Raw genomic sequence first — 19,269 nt, 5'->3', positions numbered from 1 at the left:
CCGCCGTACCAGAATGATCACAGCGCGGGCTTGCCCCGCTGGAACAGCCACTGGTCGAAGAGCGTGCCGAGATCCCGGCCCGAGACCCGCTGGGCCAGGGCGATGAAGGCGGCGGTGTCCGCGTTGCCGTACTTGTGATCGTTGACCCAGGTCCTGAGGATGGTGAAGAACGCGCGGTCGCCGACCGCGCCGCGCAGAATGTGCAGCGTCATCGCGCCGCGGGAGTAGACCGGATCCCCGAAGAGGCCGGCCGCGCCGCCCGGGTCGGCGGTGGGCGTCTGCCAGAACTTGTCCTCCGGGGCGCGGCTGTAGGCCGCGTCGAAGGAGTCCTGGACCTTCTTGGTGCCCAGCTTGTCCTGCCAGAGCCATTCGGCGTAGGTGGCGAAGCCCTCGTTGAGCCAGATGTCCTTCCAGCGTGTCGGCGTCACGGTGTCGCCGAACCACTGGTGGGCGAGCTCGTGGGAGAGCAGCGGCTCGCTCGGCACCTGGGGGTAGATCGGCCGGGTCTGCGTCTCCAGTGAGTAGCCGACGTCCGTCGCGCGGTCGATGATGCCGCCGGTCGAGGAGAACGGGTACGGGCCGAAGAGCGAGCCGAAGTAGTCAAGGATGGGCTTGTGGCGCTTGGCGAAGTCTCCGGCTTTCGCAGCGTCCCGGGGGTCCACGGCGGTGATTACCCGGAGGTTTCCGATCTTGATGTCGGAAAGTTGGAATTTTCCGATGGTGACGGTCGAGAGGTAGCTGGCCATCGGCTCCCTCTCGTCCCACACGTACGTCGTGCGACCGCCTTGGGACGTCTTCGAAACCAGGTCGCCGTTCGCCACCGCGACCCGCGTGCTCGGCACGGTCACCGTGAAGCGGTACGTGGCTTTGTCCGTCATGTGGTGATTGCCGGGATACCAGGTCATGGCCCCCTGCGGCTCGTTGGCGTTGAACACCCCGTCGTCCGTACGGATCCAGCCGTCGTGTGAGCCGTCCGGGTCGACGACGTACGTCGGCTTGCCGTCGTAGCGGACCACGACGGAGAAGGGGCGCCCGGAGGCCAGCCCGCCGGGCGGGGTGACCACGAGCTCCGGGCCGCTGCGCCGGAACGAGGCCGCCGCGCCGTTCACCACCACGGACCGCACGGTCAGGGTGTCGACGAGATCCAGGTCGAAGCGGCTCAGCTCCTGCGTGGCCCGGGCGGTGATCGTCGCCACACCGCTCAGCTGGTCGGACCCCGGATCGTAGCCCAGCGCGAGATCGTAGTGCGTGGCGTCGTAGCCGCCGTTGCCCTGCTGGGGGAAGTACGGATCACCCGCGCCCTCGGCCCCGGGGCCGACGCCCGCGCCGGCGGAGCCGGGGCCGAGAGCGATGAGGGTGGCGACCGCCGCCGCGAGGAGCTTCATGGCTGAATTTTAGAGCGCGTTACGGGCGCCCGCCTGCCCCCCTCGGCAGGCGGGTGCCCATGCCCCCGCATCTGGCTGGCACATGTGGAGCTACTTCACCGAACCGGCCATCATGCCCTGCACGAAGTAGCGCTGGAAGGCGAAGAACAGGACCAGCGGGATGATCAGCGACAGGAAGGCGCCCGACGAGAGGATGTCGACGTTCGACCCGAACTGCCGCATCTGAGACTGGAGCGCCTTGGTCATCGGCTGGTTGTCCGTGTCGGCGAAGACCAGCGCGATGAGCATGTCGTTCCACACCCACAGGAACTGGAAGATGCCGAGCGAGGCGATCGCCGGCTTGCCGAGCGGGAACACCACCCGCACGAAGATCTTCAGCTCCGATGCCCCGTCCATCCGAGCCGCCTCCAGCAGGGAGGCTGGAATGCCGACGAAGAAGTTCCGGAGCAGGAAGATCGCGAACGGCAGCCCGAACGCCACGTGGAACAGCACCACGCCGGGGATCGTGCCGAAGATGCCGACGCCGCCGTAGAAGATGGCGACCGGGATCAGCGCGATCTGGATCGGCACGATGAGCAGCCCGACCACGACCAGGAACGCCAGGTCACGGCCCGGGAAGTCCATCCACGCGAACGCGTAGGCGGCCATCGCGGCGATCCCGATCACCAGGACCGTGGTCGGCACCGTGATGAACACGGTGTTCCAGAAGGAGGAGGTGAAGCCGCTGGCCAGGAGGTTCTTGTAGTTCTCGATGGTCAGCTCGGCGGGCTTGGTGAAGATGGTCCACCAGCCCTCGGCGCCGTTGACCGCAGGGGAGCGCAGCGAGACGACCATCAGGCCGAGCGTCGGGACCAGCCAGAACAGGCCCAGCAGCACCATCACGACCTGGACGGCGCCGCCGCCGAGACGGTCGACGACGCGCGTGATCACATTTCGGCGGGGAGCGCCCGTATGGACCTCGGCAGGAGCCGGGGCGGTTGCCGTGGTCACGTGTCTTCCCTTCTGAACCGGCGGATATTCATGATCATGAAGGGAAGGACCAGGATGAGCAGGAAGATGGCGAGCGCGCTGCCCAGCCCCTGGTTGTTCCCACCGCCGAACGAGACCCGCCACATCTCCAGCGCGACCACGTTCGACTGCGGCTGGACCGATGGCGGCGCGATGATGAAGACCAGGTCGAACACCTTCAGCGTATTGATGATCATCGTCACGAAGACGACGAGCAGCACCGGCGACAGCAGCGGCACGGTGATCCGGCGGAACACCTGCCACTCCGTGGCGCCGTCGATGCGGGCCGCCTCCAGCGCGTCACGTGGGATGGCCGCCAGACCGGCCGCGATCAGCACCATCGCGAACCCGGCCCACACCCAGACGAACGCGCCGATGATCGCGGGGGTGATGAGCGTCGGGCCGAGCCAGGTCAGGCCGCGGTAGGACGCCTCGAAGTTCGACTGCGGCAGCCGTACGACATAGGAACCCGCGGCCAGCCCCTCGAAGCGGAAGGAGCCGTCGTCGGCCGTCGTGGCGGTGCCGGCCACCTGGCCGTCCTTGACCGCCTCCACGGTCATGCCGGGCAGGCCCTTCTCGGTGGCGTCGGGCGCGCCGTTCTTGCCGCCGCCGCCCGGGGTGAAGTCGAACCACACCGTTCCGGACAGGGCGTTGCCCGGCGGCGCGGCCTTGGCGGGCTGGGCGGCGCTCGGCATGAGGTTCGGCTTGATGCCGACGATCGGGATCAGCACCGGCTGACCCGGCTGGACGGGCTGCTTGGTGACGATCGCGCCCTTGTCCGCCACGACCGCCGACTGGTCGCCCTCGCGGGGTCGCGCGTCCGGGTAGCCCTGGGAGGAGGAGAACGTGTCGTGCACCGTGGTCAGGATGGCGTTGGCGACGCCCTTGCCCGGGTCCTCGTCGTACACGAGCCGGAAGATCACGCCCGCGGCCATCAGCGAGACCGCCATCGGCATGAAGACGATCAGCTTGAACGCGGTCGCCCACTTGATGCGCTCGGTGAGCACCGCGAAGATCAGGCCCAGCGTCGTCACCACGATCGGGGCGACCACCACCCAGATCAGGTTGTTCCTGATCGTGGTGAGCATGCCCGCGTCGGTGAAGATCGTGGCGTAGTTGCCCAGGCCCACGAATCCGCTGCCGGCCGCGTCGAACAGGCTGCGGAAGATCGAGTAGACGATGGGGTAGACCACCCAGATTCCCAGCAGCAGGGCCGCGGGGAGAAGGAAGGCGATCGCGACCGTCGGCGATGGGCCGAGGCGTCGTTGCGTGCGGGGGGTTTCAGCCGGTCCGGAGGCGGGCCCGCGCGAGGTGTCGTCCTCGCGCGGGGCCTTCGGGCCGTCCACCTTTTCGGTCACGGCCTTACCTCTTACTTCCAGGCCTTCTTGGCCTCATCTTCGAGCTTGGTCTGCGCGCCCTTGATGTCACTCGGGTTGCGCAGGAAGTCCTGGAGCACCTTCCACTCGCCCTTGCCGTCGGTGCCGCCGAAGGCGCTGGGCGCCAGGTCGGACATGTCATAACGGACGGCGTCACCGGCGGAGATGATCGTCTGCCCGAGCTGCTTGGTCAGCGGGTCCGGGTAGTTGTCGGGGGAGACGTTCTTGTTGGGCGACAGGTAGCCGGGCAGCTTGGCCCAGATCTCGCCGCCCTCCTTGGAGGCGAGGAACTGCAGCAGCGCCATGGCGCCGGGGGAGTCCTTCATCGCGACCGCCACGTCGCCGCCCAGCACGACCGGAGCGGTGTCACCGGCCTTGGGGAACGGGAAGATCTTGGCGTCCTCGCCGACCTTGGCGCCGTCCTGCGTCGCCTGGGTGGCGACGAAGTCGGCCTCGATGACCATGGCCGCCTTCTTCTGGCCGAACACCTTGGTCACGCAGGTCGGGAAGTCGGTCTGCAGCGCGCCGGAGTTGCCGTCGAGGACGAACTCCTTCTTGCCCACGATCTGCTGGATCTTCTGCAGCGCGGTGGTCACGCTGGGGTCGGTCCAGGGGATCTCGTGCTTGGAGAGCTTGTCGTAGTTGTCCGGACCCGCGCTCGACAGGTAGACGTTCTCGAACAGGTCGGTCAGCGTCCAGCCGGAGGCGCCGCAGAGGGAGAACGGCGCCGTGCCGGAGTCGGCGATCGTCTGGGCGGCCTTGACCAGCTCGTCCCAGTTCGTCGGCGGCTGCACGCCCGCGTCCTCGAACGCCGGCGCGCGGTACCAGACCAGCGACTTGTGCGCGGCCTTGATCAGCACACCGTAGGGCTTGCCGTCGGCGGAGCCCAGCTCCTTCCAGTACGGCGTGTAGTTGGTGTCGATCTCCTTGGTGACCTCGGGGGTCAGCGGCTTCAGCGCGTTCTGCTTGGCGTACTGCTGGACCAGGCCCGGCTGCGGCAGGACCGCCACGTCGGGCGGGCTGCCGCCCTGGATGCGCGGGCCGAGGTAGGCACCGGTGTCCTCACCGGTGGAGGCATAGGTGACCGTGGCGCCGGTCTTGTCGGAGAAAGCCTTGAGCACCTTTTCGAAGTTCTTCTGCTCCTCGCCGGTCCACTTGGCGGCGATCTCGAGCTTGACGCCCTGGAGTGTCTTGCTCCCGCCGTCGCTCGCCGGCGCCGAGCCCGACGCTGTGGGCTGGGTGGTCGTCGGCGCGTTTCCGCAGGCGGCGACCGCTACCGCGAGCCCTGCCAGGATCGCTGCTGCTCTGGCTTTTCGCATGGCTGCCTCACTGTGTGCTGATGATCTCTTGCAGTTCGGACTTCATGGAGGCCGCCACATCGTCGGCGGACTCGGTGTAGGGAGGGCTCAGCGCCTTGGCGACCGAGCTGGCGATCACCAGGCTGAGCTGGTTGTAGTTCGCGCTGACCGGCCGCGCCTTGGCGGCGAGGATGCTCTCCTTGAGTACGGGCAGGTAGGGGAAGCGCTTGATCAGGGCCGGGTCGTCGTAGAGCTCGGTCCACACCGGCGGGAACGAGCCCTCGGTGAGCACCCGCCGCTCGTTCTCCAGGCCCGTGAAGTAGCGGATGAACTCCTGGGCGGTGTGCTGGTGCTTGGAGTAGGCGCTGATGGCCAGGTTGACCCCGCCGAGCGTGCTCGACCCCGGGCCGTTGAGCCCGGGAAGCCTGGTCACCGCGAACTTGCCGCCGAGCTTGGCCGTCGCCGGGCCGTAGGCGTGGGGCCAGTTGCGGGCGAAGGCCAGCCGCCCTTCCTGGAAGGCCAGGCGGGACTCCTCCTCCTTGTACGACAGCGACTCCTTGGGGATCCAGCCCTCGCGCAGGCCCTGGATGAGGAAGTCCAGCGCGATCCTGGCCTTGGCCGGGTCGAGGGTCACCTCCGTGCCGTCGGGGCTGAGTATCTGCCCGCCCGCCGACTGCACGGCCTCGGAGAAGTTCACGGTCAGCCCCTCGTACGCGAGGAACTGCCCGGCGTAACCCCCGATGTCCCGCTTTTTCGTGACCTCTAGGGCTTTTTCGCGAAGCTCCGCCCAGGTGCGCGGCGGTTTCTTGATCAGGTCGGTTCGGTAGTAGAGGAGGCCGGCATTGCTCGTGTACGGCACCGCCCACAGCTTGTTCTTGTAGACCGCGGTGTCCACGACGGGCGGCAGGAGCCTGTCGAGCGGGAAGAGCCCGCGCTCCAGGGGGATGATCCAGCCGTTCTCCGCGAACTCGGCGGTCCACACCACGTCCAGCCCGAGCACGTCGTAGCGGTTGCTCCTGGCCTGGAGATTGGCCACCATCTGCGCGCGCTGCTCGTCGGCGGCCTCGGGGAGTTCGAGGAGCGTCACCTTCTCGGCCGGGTGGGCCTGGTTCCAGCGATCCAGCAGGGGTTGCAGGTACGCCGTCGTGTCGCGTCCGGTGGCGAAGGTGATCGGGCCGGTGCCGCCCGTGCCGGTATCGCCGCCGACCTCGTCACCCGTCGCCGCGCACCCGGCCGCCAGACAGACGGCCAGCACGATCGGCAACGAGCGATGCACCCGATGACCTCCCAGTTCAGAAGGATTACATTCGTGTTAGGTAGATGCATTCATGTTATGCACACATGTAATCTGACGGTCAACGGAGAAGCGCGTAACGCATCCGTAACACAAGGGGGAGGTGGGGCTTGCGGTTGCACCTGCTGGCGCTCCTGGCCAAGGAACCTGCCCACGGGTACGAGCTCAAACAGGCCCTTGAGCAGACCTTCGGCAGCGCCTATCCCTCTCCCAACATCGGCCAGATCTATGTGACCCTCGGCAGGCTGGAGAAGGACGGCCTGGTCAGGGCCGTCGACGTGGAGCAGTCCAACCGGCCGAACAAGAAGGTCTACTACCTGACGGCCAAGGGCCGCGACGTGCTCACCACCTGGGTGGACGAGCCGACCGAGGGCCCCCGGGTGCGCGACGAGTTCTTCATGAAGCTCGTCCTGGCCCCGCTCACCGGCATCGCCGACCGGATGGCGCTCATCAACCGGCAGCGCCGGCACTATCTTTCGCTCATGAGCGACCTCAACGACCTCCTCGCCCGTACGGCGCCCGCCGACACCGTGGCGGTCCTGCTCATCGAGGGGGCCATGCTGCACCTGCAGGCCGACCTCGACTGGCTGGCCCGGTGCCAGGAGGATCTGGCATGAGCGTGATCAAGACCGTCAACCTGGTGAAGATCTACTCCGACGGCGCGGTGCCCGTGCCGGCCGTACGCGGGGTGGATCTGCGGGTGGAGCCGGGCGAGTTCGTCGCGATCATGGGGCCGTCGGGGTCGGGCAAGTCGACGCTGGTGCACATGCTCGGCGGGCTGGACGCCCGCACCAGCGGCGAGATCTGGCTCGACGAGAAGCGCGTCGACACGCTCTCGGAGAGCGCCTGGGCGCTGCTGCGGCGCAAGAAGGTCGGCTTCGTCTTCCAGTTCTTCAACCTGGTCGCCAACATGACCGTGGCCGACAACGTGGAGCTGCCGGCGCTGCTGGCCGGAGCCTCGCCCAAAGACGCCCGCGAACGCCGCGAGAGCCTCCTGGGCGCCCTCAACCTCACCGAACGCGCCGACGCGGCGCCCGGCCAGCTCTCCGGCGGTGAGCAGCAGCGGGTCGCGCTGGCCCGCGCGCTGGCCAACCAGCCGAGCGTGCTGCTGGCCGACGAGCCGACCGGCAACCTCGACAGCCGCAACACCCGCGACGTGCTCCGGCTGCTCAGCGACGTGCACAAGGACGGCCAGACCATCGTCATGGTCACCCACGACGCCCGCGTGGCCGCCCTCGCGGACCGCCTGGTGTCGCTGTTCGACGGCGAGATCGTCGACGACGGCCGGATCACCCGCAGGCGTACGGGGACGGCCGGTGAGGTGATCGACCTCCGATGAGTACGGCCAGGGCGGGCAGCCGGTGGATCAGGGCCGACCTGCGGGCCAGGCGGGGCCAGGCGCTGCTCACCGTGCTCGCCGTGGCCGGGATCGTGGCCGCGCTGATCACCGCCGTCACCCTGCTGGAAGACGGCACCAACCCGTGGCGAAGCCTGTTCGCCCAGACCGATGGCGCCCACGTGTGGTTCTACACCAAGGACAGCCCCCAGGTCCCGCTGGGCGGCATCGACGGCGTCACCCAGACCGCGGGGCCCTACAGGTCCGCGCCCGTCACCGTGGTCCAGGACGGCAAGAAGGAGCCCGCGGCGCTGCGCGCGATGCCCGCCACGCCGCCCCGGGTGGCGCACCCGGTCGTGGCCGAGGGCCGCTGGCTCGACCCCGCCCAGGCCGATGGCGTGGTGGTCGAGCGCTCCTTCGCCAGGGCGCTGCGGCTCAAGCTCGGCGACGCCTTCTCCATCATCGCGCTGAGCGGCGAGCGCCACACTCTCTACGTACGCGGCATCGCCGACTCCGCCGAGCAGGGCTTCTACCCCGAGTGGACGCCCGGCCTGGCCTGGGTGCTGCCGGCGACACTCGAACGGATCGAGCCCATGCTCGGCCGCAGCGAGTGGGTGACCGGCCTGCGCCTGGCCGACCCCGACGCCACCCAGGTCGTCTCCCAGCGCGTCGTGGTCATGCTGGAGGACCAGTTGCAGCGCGTCTACACCTGGCGCGAGGTGCGGGCCGCGATGGAGCTCGACAACCGGCTGCTCGGCACGCTGCTGGCGCTGTTCGGCGTGGTCGGGCTGGTCGCCGCCGTCCTGGCGCTGGCCAACGCGGCCGGCGGGCGGGTGCTCGGCCAGCTGCGCGACCTGGCCACGCTCAAGTCGATGGGCTTCACCAGGGGCCAGGTCGCCCTGCTGCTCCTGGCCGAGCACGGCGCCCTCGGTCTGCTCGGCATCGGCCTCGGCACGCTCGGCGGCTGGGCGGTGACGGTAGCGGCGCTCGGCGCGACCTCCGTCGCGCCCGTGCCCGTGCTGACCATCGTCGGCGGCACCGTGCTGACCGTGCTCGCCGCGGTCGGAGTGCCCGCATGGCGCGGCGGGCGCACGCCGCCCATACCCGGCGCTCCCGCAGCCCCGCCGCGCGGCCACCTGTCCCGCCTAGCCCGGCTGGCCCTGCTCGTACGGCTGCCACCCGCGCTCATCCTCGGCACCCGCGACGCCTTCACCAGGCGGCTGCCCGCGTTCCTGACCGTGTTCGGCCTGGCCGTGCCGATGATGATGATCACGATCGGGCTCGGCGTCTGGGCCACGCTCGACAACTTCCTCATCCACCCAGAGCAGGTCGGCCAGCACGCCAGCCTGTACGTCCGGCCGGGCAAGCGCGATGCGGCCGAGGCCCAGCGCATCGCCGAGTCCGACAGGGCCGTCCAGGGCGTCTACGCGGGCACCGACGTCAACGCCCTGGCCCCCGGCGCGGCCCGCTCGGTGAGGGTGCGGGCCATCGGCAGCTCGGCCGACCCCTACCCGTTCCCGGTCGTCGAAGGCCGCATGTACGGCCAGCCCGGCGAGGCCGTCGCGGGGCAGGGGCTGCTCAACCTGCTCGGCGTCAGGATCGGAGACCGGATCCGGCTGACCGTCGGCGGCTCGCCGCTGATCGTGCGGATCGTCGGCCGCACCGTGGAGCCGGACCTCGACGGCGAGGTGCTCTCCGTCGGGCTCGACAGCCTGGCGGCCAAGGACTCCGTGCCTCCCGAGTTCTACGCCCTCGCGCTGCGCCAGGGCGCCGATCCCGGCGAGGTGCGCGGCAGGCTGCTGGCGGCCTCGGGGGAGGGCCTCGACGTGCAGCGGGTGGTCAACCCGGCAGACCGGCTGTCGGTCATCCGGGTGGTGATCGTGGCGCTGATCGCGGTGCTGGCGTTGATCGGCCTGGCCAACCTGCTCACGGCCAGCGCCCTGGGGCTGCGCGACCACGCATTCGATCTGGCTGTGCTCAAGGCGATGGGGCTGACCCCGCGGCAGGTGATGGCCACCCTGGTGACGGGCACCGGGCTGCTGGTCGTGCTGGGCATCGTGGCCGGCACGGCGGCCGGGGCCTCGGTGGTGACCGGGCTGATCGACCTCCAGGGCTACACCAGCGGAGTCGGGGCGGGCATCGGCCGCCCGCCCTCGGTCCTCACGCTGATCGTCGCCGTGCTGGTCGCCGTGGGCGCGGCGCTCGCGGTCGCGCTCATCCCGGCCCGCCGCGCGGCCCGCGCCCAGGTGCCCGTCACCTCACGCTGAGACGAGCTTCTTCAGCGCGAACCAGTAGAACCCGTGGCTCGGCAGCGTCAGCAGGTAGGGCAGCTCGCCGATCACCGGGAAGTGCACCCCGCCCCGCGCCTCCACCGGCGTCATGCCCGTGAAGCGGCGCAGGTCGAGCTCCACCGGCTGGGGATACTTCGACAGGTTGTTCACGCACAGCATGACGTCGTCGCCGTACTCGCGGACGTAGGTGAGCACGCAGTTGTTGGAGGACCACATTTCGGTGTAGGCGCCGAGGCCGAACACCGGGTGGCTGCGGCGGATCTCCAGCATCTTGCGGGTGAAGTGGAGCAGCGAGCCCTCGCTGCGCTGCTGCGCCTCCACATTGACCGCCTGGAAGCCGTAGATCGGGTCCATGACCGCGGGCAGGTAGAGCCGCCCCGGGTCGGCGGAGGAGAAGCCGGCGTTGCGGTCGGGGCTCCACTGCATCGGCGTGCGCACCGCGTCGCGGTCCTCCAGCCAGATGTTGTCGCCCATGCCGATCTCGTCGCCGTAGTACATGATCGGCGAGCCCGGCAGGCTCAGCAGCAGGGCCGTGAACAGCTCGATCCGGTCCCTGTCGTTGTCGAGCAGCGGCGCGAGCCGGCGGCGGATGCCCAGGTAAGCCCGCATGCGCGGGTCCTTGGCGTACTCGTTGTGCATGTAGTCGCGCTCTTCCTCGGTCACCGTCTCGAGCGTGAGCTCGTCGTGGTTGCGCAGGAAGATGCCCCACTGGGCCGTGTCGGGCAGCTTGGGCGTGCGCGACATGATCTCCGAGATCGGCTCGCGCGTCTCCTTCTTGACCGCCATGTAGATGCGCGGCATGAGGGGGAAGTGGAAGGCCATGTGGCACTCGTCGCCGCCCACGGTGGGGTCGCCGAAGTATTCGACGACGTCCTCGGGCCAGCCGTTCGCCTCGGCCAGCAGCACCCGGTCGGGGTAGAGGCGGTCGACCTCGGCGCGGACCTTCTTCAGGTACGCGTGCGTCTCGGGCAGACCCGAGCACGAGGTGCCCTCGCGCTCGAACAGGTAGGGCACCGCGTCCAGCCGGAAGCCGTCGATGCCGAGGTCCAGCCAGAACCGCAGGACCTCCAGCATGGCCTCCTGCACAGCCGGGTTGTCATAGTTGAGGTCCGGCTGGTGGTGGAAGAAGCGATGCCAGTAGTACTGCTTGCGCACCGGGTCGTAGGTCCAGTTGGACTCCTCCGCGCCGATGAAGATGATCGGGGCGTCGGGAAAGCCGGTCGGCTCGTCGGCCCACACGTAGAAGTCGCCGTACGGCCCTTCCGGGTCGTGCCGCGACGCCTGGAACCAGGGATGACGGTCGCTCGTGTGGTTCATCACCAGGTCGGTGATGATCCGCAGCCCGCGCTCGTGCGCCGACTCGATCAGATGGACGAAATCCCCGAGGTCCCCGAAGTCCGGAAGGATCTTCATATAGTCGGAAATGTCATACCCGCCATCGCGGAGCGGCGACTCGTACAAGGGCAGCAGCCAAAGGCAGTCGACGCCCAGCCATTCCAGATAGCCGAGCTTCTCCGTGAGACCACGCAGGTCTCCGGTGCCGTCGCCGTTGGAGTCCTTGAACCCTCGGACAAGGACCTCGTAGAACACCGCCCGCTTGTACCAGGAAGGATCCTCCGAGACGAACGCCTCGGAAATCGGCTCCGGTGTTGGGGATGCGTTGATCATATGTCGCTCACAGAAGGAGATGTGGGCAGGACGGAGTCACCGGTTTCCCCGGCGCTAACTAGCTGGTGACCGCGCCGCCTGAGGTCGTCATCCCTGCGAACCTCATGCCCTGAACGGACCGGATTTGTGACCCGGTGCCCGCTTGTGCGGCGCTTACGGGCCGAACACTACCAGCCCGTTGGCTTTCCGGAACCCGCTTGTGCTGTGCTCGCGTTAATACCCACGAGATCACTGCGTAACCGTGATGTTACCGAGAGTTCATCAGAAAGGGGATGATACATCACCGAGATCGTTCTCAAAGTCGCTCAGCCAGAGCCCGAAAAGCACCAGCCCACGGACCCAGAACCGGTCGTTCCACCCGCTGAACCGGGTCAGCGCGTCGGGGCCGCCCGCGATGACCATGTGCAGCTCATCCGACAGCATTTCGGGCACCCGCGCGGCGACGGTCTCCAGCATGCGGTGCGCGTACGCCCGCGCGGGAGCGGCCGTGGAGCGCAGCGGGACCCGCAGCAGCGGCTGCTTGACCACGTTCGTGGACGGCAGGGCCGCCACCCGCGGGTTGGCGGCGTGCAATATCTCGCGGTAGAAGCGACCCTTGTCTTTTCTGGCCACCCCTACCGACAGCGCCGCGTCGAAGAAGTCGGGGTGGATGAACGGCGCCGCGAACGACGCCTCGGGCCCGACCAGGTTGACCGCCGAGCGGGCGATGCCCCGCACGGTGCGGGTGTGCAGCACCGACAGCGGCAGCTCGGCCCGGTGCCCGTGCAGCATGGAGGTCGCCGCGGCGAACTGCTCGCGCACCGCCTCCTCCATCCAGGCGCCGGCCGCCGCCGACAGGAACGGCTGTGACGGGGCGCCGAGGCTGAGCGACTTCAGCACCGCGGCCGACCGCTCGGCCTGCGAGGTGGCCTCCAGCGCGGCCCCGCTCACCATGAAGTTCTTCAGCAGCGGGCCGCCGGCCAGGCCGTCGACCAGCACCCGGCCCGCCCGTTGCACCTCCTTGGCGAACGGGGCGTACCAGGCGTGGTGCGGCGTCAGGTATTCGAGCCGGCGGGCCACCTCCGCCGCGTCGCCGGGGTAGTCGTCGGCGGACTGGGTGATCACCCGGTGCGTGATGCCCAGCTCACGGGTGATCGAGCGGGCGAAGGCTATGTCGGTGTCGGTGCCCTCGTCGGGGCTGGTCGTCCAGGACTCCACGTCGAAGCCGCGCGCCTTCGCCACGCTGGCCAGCAGCCGCGAGTCGTAGCCGCCGCTGACCGGCACCAGCAGCTTGCGTCCGTCGTAGTCCTTGTAGACCTCGTGCAGCACCTCGACGATCTCGTGGGCGCTGGTCCACGTCTCGTACGGCTCGCGGCGCAGCCAGCGCGGCAGCCCGCGCTCCGTGGCCAGCCGCTCACCGTCGAACACCAGCGCGCTCGACCCCGGCAGCCGCTTGATCCGCTGGTAGGGCGTCGCCTCGCCGAGCGGGAACGTCACCTGGATGATCGAGGCCCAGGCGGACCAGTCGATCTCGACCGGGACCAGCGACAGCAACGGCTGGATCAGGGACGAGAAATAGATCGCGTCGCCGTGCCGTACGTAATAGACGTCGACCAGCCCGAGCGCGCCCGCGTGCAACGTGATCCGCGGGCCGTCGCCGATCAGCCCCGGCACCTCGTACGTCTCGGCGATGGACATCCAGCCGTCGAGAGCCGAGGGCCTGCGCTCACCCCAGGAGAACGCGAACGAGCCCCCGGCGCGGTGATAGGGCGGCAGCGGCGTCGAGCTGTACAGGGCCGCCTCGGCCGTCTGGAGCGCCGGTCTGACCCGAGGCCCGGCGGCGGCGAGCTTGCCGAGTATGACGGTGTCGATCCGGCCGAGACCGCCGCAGACATAGGGCCGCACGTTGAACTGCACCGGATCTCATCCCTTCGAGCTGCTTCCCGCAAAAGAGTATCCTTTGCCGGGCTAGGAATCGGAGGTCTCGGTGAGCACTGAGCTGGAGAGCACAAGGCGAGCGCTGCGTGAGGCGATCGCCCATGCCGAGCACGCGGCCGAGCTGGCCAGGCTGCTGGACGCGGCCCAGGCGCGGCTCGTGGAGGCCGAGCACCACGCCGCTGAGGCCAAGGCGCTCGCCGAGCGGCTCACCGACGCGGAGGAGCGGCTGGAGATCGAGCGCGCCGCCGCCGAGAAGCTCCGCAAGGAGCTCGCCGAGCAGCGCTTCCAGGCCGAGGTGGCCAACTGGAAGCTCTCCTCGATCAAGGTGGCCCGCTGGAACCGCCTCGGCGACGCGATCAGGAGCGGCAAGAGCAACCCGGTCCGCCTGGCCAGAGGTCTCAAGGGCGCCGCAAAGCCGGTCAAACGACCCACCGCGCCCAAGCGCAAGCCGGTCGCCGCCGCGGCCAAGGACAAGGACGAGCGGCCGGGCGCCGCCTACCAGGCCACCACCTCCGTGCGTACGCTCAACGGCGCCTCGTTCAAGCTCAAGCCGTTCCGCGTACCCACCGGGCCCAACACCCGCCCGCACCTGACCGCCGCGGTGATCGCCGACCCGCACACCGAGGCGCTGCTGCGCTACGAGTGGCGGCAGACGACTGGTTTCACGCCGCGCGACTTCGCCAGGGTGCTGCCGCTGGAGGTGCCCCACCTGCTCGTGGTCGAGTCGGTCACCAAGGGCCCGTGGGCCGAGGAGATCACCGGTGAGCCGGGCGAGGGGCTCAAGGCCCTGCTGGCCTGGTGCGCCGAGCGGGGCATCCGCACGGTGTTCTGGCATACGCAGGGCGACGTGGCCCCCTATACGGCCGCCGCCGAGCTGTTCGAGCACCGCTTCACCAACGACCTCACCGTGGGCTGGCCGCGCCTGCACTTCGGGGTGCAGCCGCGGGTGCACAACCCGATCCCGCTCTCGGGCGGCCGCATCGACCGGGTGCTCACGCTCGACCAGCTGCTGCCCGAGCACCTGACCTACCCCGACGTGCTGACCTCCTACCGCTGGCCCGCCTCCGTCGACTGCCCGCCCGGCACCCCACAGTGGGTGCTGGCCGAACTCGCGGCCTGCAACACCTCGATCGGCACCGAGCCCGACGCGCGCCGCGCGCACGCGGCCCTGCGTCGCGCCCACGCCACCGGCACGATGTCCGAGCGGACCGACGAACTGCTGGAGGCCATCGGCCTGCCCGCCGTACGCGCCACGCTCAACGTCTCCGTGCTGCTGCCGGTGCCCGACTCGGCGCTGCTGGAGCACGCGCTGGCCCAGGTGGCCAGGCAGTCGGGGGTCACCCAGGTGGTGGTGTTCGCCTGGCGCGGGGCCGAGCAGCGCGTCCGCGAGGTCCTGACAGGCGTCGACGTGGTCTTCCGCGACCTCGACCCGGCCGCCAGCACCGGCGCCATGCTCAACCACGGTCTCGACCTGTGCGAGGCCGACCTGGTCGCGGTGATGGATCCGCGCGACGTCTACGGGGCCCACTATCTGACCGACCTGCGCAGGGCGTTCCTGTTCAGCACGGCCGACATCGTCGGCAAGGCCGCCTTCTACGCCCACCTCCGCAAACCGCAGGCGACCCTGCTCAAGCAGCCGGACGCCGAATACTCCTACCTGCCGGAGATCGCCGGCGCCACGCTCCTGGCCCGCCGCAACACCCTGCGTGAGCTCGGCTTCGCCGACCTCACGGACGGGTGGGACGAGGTGCTGATGCGGCAGTGCCGGGCGGACGGGATCAAGGTGTTCTCGGCCGACCGGTTCGGCTATGTGCGGGTACGCGAGGAGGACCGGTGGCTGCTGGGGGCCGCTCAACTGGTCGAATACGGCTCCGCCGAGCCACACGCGCTCATCTAGCGCGGTGTGTCCGCTCGTCCGCTCCCCGGAAGGGGTCTCTCCCCAGGGACCCCTGCCACGACAGGCCGTCTTCTTCCGCTTCCCCCGAGGGACGTCAGCCACGACGGGCCGCCTTCCTCTGCTCCCCCGGAGGGGGTCTCCCCAAGGGACCCCAGCCACGACGGGCCGCCTTCCTCTGCTCCCCGGAGGGGGTATCCCTCCAAGAGACCCCAGCCACAACAGACCGTCACAGGGATTGAGACCGTCGTGGGACGGGGGACCATCGTGACCACCACGGCGGCCACCCCGTGACGCCAGAACAGCTGGCCGAGGTGCTGGGGGAGCCGCCGGTGCCGGAGGGGACGTGGGAGCGGGAGGCGGTCTACATCTCGGCCGCCGCACTCCGTCGCGGTGTACCCCCCGCCTCCCTGGCGGCGCGCGTCTCCGGCGAGGTCCTGGACAACGGCTTCCTGCGGATCGTCGTGGACGTACCTGGGACGCTGGTGGACTCCGTGGAGCCGCTCGACATACCGGAGGACCCCTGGCCGGATTTCCCCCGCACATGGGCGAACCCGGGCTTCGTCGTCCGTTACGCCCACGCGCGGGCGGCCGCCGTCCAGCGATGGGCGCGCGACCTGGACGTCCCAGCCGGGCCCTTCCGCCCAGAGCTGCTCGCCGACCCGCGAGACCGCGCCGTGCTCCGCGTGCTGGCCGAGCTGCCGGGCCGGCGACTGAGCAGGTCTCCTGGGTGGGAGCCTTACCTGGTAAGGCTGGCGACGGCGTACCACGACGCCCATGAGCTGGCCCCCGCCGTACCCATGGGAGACGAGCCCCCCGCACCGGTGCACACGGCGCGCGTCCGGCTGGCGGCGGCGGTGCTCAAGGTGCTGCCGGGCCCGGAGCGTCTGTGATTGGCAAAATATCCGGCCAAAGGGCGAAAAATCGTAAAAATATCCCTCCTGGAGCTTGATCGTGTCTCGATACGTGGGCAGCGGGTCCGGGCGGTTCGGCGGTTCCGATAGCCTCGTTCGGGTGAGTCGATTCGTCCATCCCGCCGGGGACCGGCACGCAGAGATGCTGCCCCACGAGCGCCCACCGCTGGCGCCCGCCGACCTCAACCGGATCAATCCCTCGATCTGGCCGCGAACGTCGAGCCGGACCGATGGCGCGCTCACGATCGGCGGCGTGGACGTCCGCGATCTGGCCCGCGACCACGGCACGCCCCTCTACGTGTTCGACGAGGACGACGTGCGCTCGCGCATGCGCGACTACGCCACGGCCTTCGCGGGCTCCGAGGTCCACTACGCCGGCAAGGCGTTCCTGTGCAAGGAGATCGTCCGCTGGCTCCAGGACGAGGGCCTCGGCCTCGACGTGGCCAGCGGCGGCGAGCTGGCGGTGGCGCTCAGCGTCGGCTTCCCGGCCTCGCGCATCACGCTGCACGGCAACAACAAGTCGGCCGCCGAGCTGTCCAGGGCGCTGGAGGCGGGCGTCGGCCACATCGTCGTCGACTCCTACGAGGAGATCGCCCGGCTCGGGTTCCTCGCCGAGAGGCACGGCACACGGCCCAAGGTCATGATCCGGGTGACGACCGGGGTCGAGGCGCACACGCACGAGTTCATCGCCACCGCGCACGACGACCAGAAGTTCGGCCTGTCGCTCAACACCGGCGCCGCCGCCGAGGCCGTACGCCGCATTCTCGCGCTGCCCGCGCTGGAGCTCGTCGGGCTCCACTCGCACATCGGCTCGCAGATCGTCGACACGGCCGGGTTCGAGGTGGCGGCGCGCCGCCTGGCCACGCTGCTCGTGCAGATCAAGGACGAGCACGACGTGGTGCTGCCCGAGCTCGACCTGGGCGGCGGCTACGGCATCGCCTACGTCGAGGGTGACGAGGCCCCCGACATCAAGGAGATCGCCGACGGCCTGCGCGAGATCGTCTCCAAGGTCTGCACCGACGCCGGGCTGCCGGTGCCGAGGCTGACCGTGGAGCCCGGCCGCACCATCGTCGGGCCCGGCGGGATCACCCTCTACGAGGTCGGGACGGTCAAGGACGTCGAGGGGCTGCGCACGTACGTCAGCGTCGACGGCGGCATGAGCGACAACGTGCGCACCGCGCTCTACGGCGCCGAATACACCGCCGTGCTGGCCAGCCGCGAGAGCTCCGCCGAGCCGATGCTCAGCCGCCTGGTCGGCAAGCACTGCGAGAGCGGCGACATCATCGTGCGCGACTGCTTCCTGCCCGCCGACCTCGCGCCGGGCGACCTGATCGCCGTGGCGGCCACCGGTGCCTACTGCCGGTCGCTGGCCAGCAACTACAACTATCTGCCCAAGCCCGCCGTGGTGTCCGTCACCGACGGCGAGGCACGTGTCATCGTGCGGGGCGAGACCGAGGACGACCTGTTGAGGGGGCAGTTGTGAAACCGCTGAAAGTGGCCCTGCTGGGCTGCGGGGTGGTGGGCTCGCAGGTCATCCGGCTGATCCACGAGCAGGGCGACGACCTGGCCGCCCGCATCGGGGCACCGCTGGAGCTGGCCGGTGTGGCCGTACGCCGGCTGGGCCGCAAGCGCGACGTCGAGGTGGCACCCGAGCTCCTGACCACCGACGCCGAGTCGCTGGTCACCCGCGACGACGTCGACATCGTGATCGAGGTCATCGGCGGCATCGAGCCCGCCCGCTCGCTGATCGTGTCCGCCCTGTCCAGCGGCAAGTCGGTCGTCACCGCCAACAAGGCCCTGCTCGCCGAGGACGGCGCGACCCTGCACGAGGCCGCCCGCACGGGCGGCGGCGACCTCTACTTCGAGGCCAGCGTGGCCGGAGCCATCCCGCTGCTGCGCCCGCTACGCGAATCACTCGCCGGCGACCACGTCAAACAGGTCCTCGGCATCGTCAACGGCACCACCAACTACATCCTCGACAAGATGGACTCCACGGGCGCCTCGTTCACCGACGCCCTGGAGGAGGCCCAGACGCTCGGCTACGCCGAAGCCGACCCCACGGCCGACATCGAGGGCTTCGACGCCGCCGCCAAGGCCGCGATCCTGGCCGGCCTGGCCTTCCACAGCCGGGTGACGGCGGAAGAGGTGCACCGCGAGGGCATCACCGAGATCACCGCCACCGACGTGGCCTCGGCCAAGGCCATGGGCTACGTCATCAAGCTGCTGGCCATCTGCGCCCGCTCCGACGACGGCCGCTCGGTCGGGGTCCGCGTACACCCGGCGATGATCCCCCGGACGCACCCGCTGGCCGGCGTACGCGAGGCGTACAACGCGGTCTTCGTGGAGGCGGCGTCGGCGGGCCAGCTCATGTTCTACGGCAAGGGCGCGGGCGGCGCGCCGACGGCCTCGGCGGTGCTCGGCGACCTGGTGGCGGTGGCCCGCAACCGCCTGGCGGGCACGCGCGGCCCCTCGGAGTCGACGTACGCCGACCTGCCCGTGCACCCCATGGGGGCGACCGTCACGCGGTGCCACGTGGCGCTGGACGTGGCGGACAAGCCGGGCGTGCTGGCCCGGGTGGCGGACCTGTTCGCCAAGCATGACGTGTCGATCCAGACAGTACGCCAGGAGGGCCACGGGGACGACGCTCAACTCGTCATCGTGACCCACCGGGCAACGGACGCGGCATTGTCGGCCACCATGGAGGGGTTGCGCGACCTCGACATCGTGCGGGCGGTGGCCAGCGTGATGCGGGTGGAAGGCGACCTCTGACAAGCATGGTCCTCCCCTTGGGGCGCTTCGCGCTCTGAGGGTCGGGCTGTGTTCGGTGGGGGGGGCTCAGCGCCCCCCACACCCCCACAAAGGCATGGTCCTCGCTGCGCTCGGGCGTC

At 69.7% G+C, this 19,269-nt stretch carries 14 protein-coding genes; 7 read left to right on the top strand and 7 right to left on the bottom strand.

What is annotated here, in order from left to right; all coding sequences use genetic code 11:
- Positions 1-17: 17 nt before the first annotated feature.
- From ACQP2T_RS49125 to ACQP2T_RS49105, 5 genes are all read right to left on the bottom strand, one after another.
- Positions 18-1,385: a M1 family metallopeptidase gene (locus ACQP2T_RS49125; RefSeq protein ID WP_433511681.1), complete on the bottom strand. Its 1,368-nt coding sequence runs from the start codon at positions 1,383-1,385 to the stop codon at positions 18-20.
- Between the two features lie 90 nt (positions 1,386-1,475).
- Positions 1,476-2,375 (bottom strand): carbohydrate ABC transporter permease, encoded by a 900-nt coding sequence (locus tag ACQP2T_RS49120; RefSeq protein ID WP_433511680.1) that lies wholly within the window; start codon positions 2,373-2,375, stop codon positions 1,476-1,478.
- A complete protein-coding gene (locus ACQP2T_RS49115) occupies positions 2,372-3,751 on the bottom strand; it encodes an ABC transporter permease subunit (protein WP_433511679.1) in 1,380 nt (459 codons plus the stop codon). Before ACQP2T_RS49115 ends, ACQP2T_RS49120 begins: the two co-directional genes overlap by 4 nt.
- A gap of 11 nt (positions 3,752-3,762) precedes the next feature.
- Positions 3,763-5,088 carry an ABC transporter substrate-binding protein gene (locus ACQP2T_RS49110; protein WP_433511678.1) on the bottom strand — a complete coding sequence of 442 codons (1,326 nt, stop codon included), beginning with the start codon at positions 5,086-5,088 and terminating at the stop codon, positions 3,763-3,765.
- A gap of 7 nt (positions 5,089-5,095) precedes the next feature.
- Complete coding sequence (locus ACQP2T_RS49105) at positions 5,096-6,343, bottom strand: ABC transporter substrate-binding protein (RefSeq protein ID WP_433511677.1); 1,248 nt, start codon at positions 6,341-6,343, stop codon at positions 5,096-5,098.
- A 128-nt stretch (positions 6,344-6,471) separates the two neighbouring features.
- Between ACQP2T_RS49105 and ACQP2T_RS49100 the strand changes: the two genes are divergently transcribed.
- Genes ACQP2T_RS49100 through ACQP2T_RS49090 form a run of 3 tightly spaced genes read left to right on the top strand, consistent with a single transcriptional unit; the run spans position 6,472 to position 9,964 of the window.
- Positions 6,472-6,978, top strand: a complete 507-nt coding sequence (locus ACQP2T_RS49100) for a PadR family transcriptional regulator (RefSeq protein ID WP_433511676.1) — start codon at positions 6,472-6,474, stop codon at positions 6,976-6,978.
- Positions 6,975-7,700 (top strand): ABC transporter ATP-binding protein, encoded by a 726-nt coding sequence (locus ACQP2T_RS49095; protein ID WP_397295441.1) that lies wholly within the window; start codon positions 6,975-6,977, stop codon positions 7,698-7,700. The genes ACQP2T_RS49100 and ACQP2T_RS49095 overlap by 4 nt, the downstream gene beginning before the upstream one ends.
- On the top strand, positions 7,697-9,964 hold the full coding sequence (locus ACQP2T_RS49090) for an FtsX-like permease family protein (protein ID WP_433511675.1): 2,268 nt from the start codon (positions 7,697-7,699) through the stop codon (positions 9,962-9,964). The genes ACQP2T_RS49095 and ACQP2T_RS49090 overlap by 4 nt, the downstream gene beginning before the upstream one ends.
- On the opposite strand, the gene treS is transcribed toward ACQP2T_RS49090, so the two are convergent.
- Positions 9,956-11,656 (bottom strand): maltose alpha-D-glucosyltransferase, encoded by a 1,701-nt coding sequence (gene treS, locus ACQP2T_RS49085; RefSeq protein WP_433511674.1) that lies wholly within the window; start codon positions 11,654-11,656, stop codon positions 9,956-9,958. The two genes, ACQP2T_RS49090 and treS, sit on opposite strands and share 9 nt — an antisense overlap.
- A 261-nt stretch (positions 11,657-11,917) precedes the next feature.
- Positions 11,918-13,552: an asparagine synthetase B family protein gene (locus ACQP2T_RS49080; RefSeq protein WP_433511673.1), complete on the bottom strand. Its 1,635-nt coding sequence runs from the start codon at positions 13,550-13,552 to the stop codon at positions 11,918-11,920.
- Between the two features lie 70 nt (positions 13,553-13,622).
- On the opposite strand from ACQP2T_RS49080, the gene ACQP2T_RS49075 reads away from it, so the two are divergent.
- The 4 genes from ACQP2T_RS49075 (at position 13,623) to ACQP2T_RS49060 (ending at position 19,150) form a co-directional block, all read left to right on the top strand.
- Positions 13,623-15,470, top strand: a complete 1,848-nt coding sequence (locus ACQP2T_RS49075) for a hypothetical protein (protein WP_433511672.1) — start codon at positions 13,623-13,625, stop codon at positions 15,468-15,470.
- A gap of 287 nt (positions 15,471-15,757) precedes the next feature.
- The gene (locus ACQP2T_RS49070; protein ID WP_433511671.1) at positions 15,758-16,360 is read left to right on the top strand and encodes an anticodon-binding protein; all 603 of its coding nucleotides are present in this window, start codon (positions 15,758-15,760) and stop codon (positions 16,358-16,360) included.
- 121 nt (positions 16,361-16,481) lie between these two features.
- Entirely contained in the window at positions 16,482-17,864 is a 1,383-nt protein-coding gene (gene lysA, locus ACQP2T_RS49065; protein WP_433511670.1) for a diaminopimelate decarboxylase, read from the top strand.
- Complete coding sequence (locus ACQP2T_RS49060) at positions 17,861-19,150, top strand: homoserine dehydrogenase (RefSeq protein WP_393466511.1); 1,290 nt, start codon at positions 17,861-17,863, stop codon at positions 19,148-19,150. Before lysA ends, ACQP2T_RS49060 begins: the two co-directional genes overlap by 4 nt.
- The last annotated feature ends 119 nt before the right edge of the window (positions 19,151-19,269 follow it).

The organism is Nonomuraea sp. CA-143628, assembly GCF_050942315.1.
Classification (GTDB): Bacteria; Actinomycetota; Actinomycetes; order Streptosporangiales; family Streptosporangiaceae; genus Nonomuraea.
The sequence above is the reverse complement of the archived record's forward strand: the minus strand, read 5'-3'. Positions and strand labels throughout refer to the sequence as shown.

Excerpts from the sequence above, each read along its gene's own strand:
- ACQP2T_RS49110 (WP_433511678.1), bottom strand. The coding sequence starts at position 5,088 with ATGCGAAAAGCCAGAGCAGCAGCGATCCTGGCAGGGCTCGCGGTAGCG.
- ACQP2T_RS49095 (WP_397295441.1), top strand. The coding sequence starts at position 6,975 with ATGAGCGTGATCAAGACCGTCAACCTGGTGAAGATCTACTCCGACGGC.
- ACQP2T_RS49090 (WP_433511675.1), top strand. The coding sequence starts at position 7,697 with ATGAGTACGGCCAGGGCGGGCAGCCGGTGGATCAGGGCCGACCTGCGG.
- ACQP2T_RS49125 (WP_433511681.1), bottom strand. The coding sequence starts at position 1,385 with ATGAAGCTCCTCGCGGCGGCGGTCGCCACCCTCATCGCTCTCGGCCCC.
- treS (WP_433511674.1), bottom strand. The coding sequence starts at position 11,656 with ATGATCAACGCATCCCCAACACCGGAGCCGATTTCCGAGGCGTTCGTC.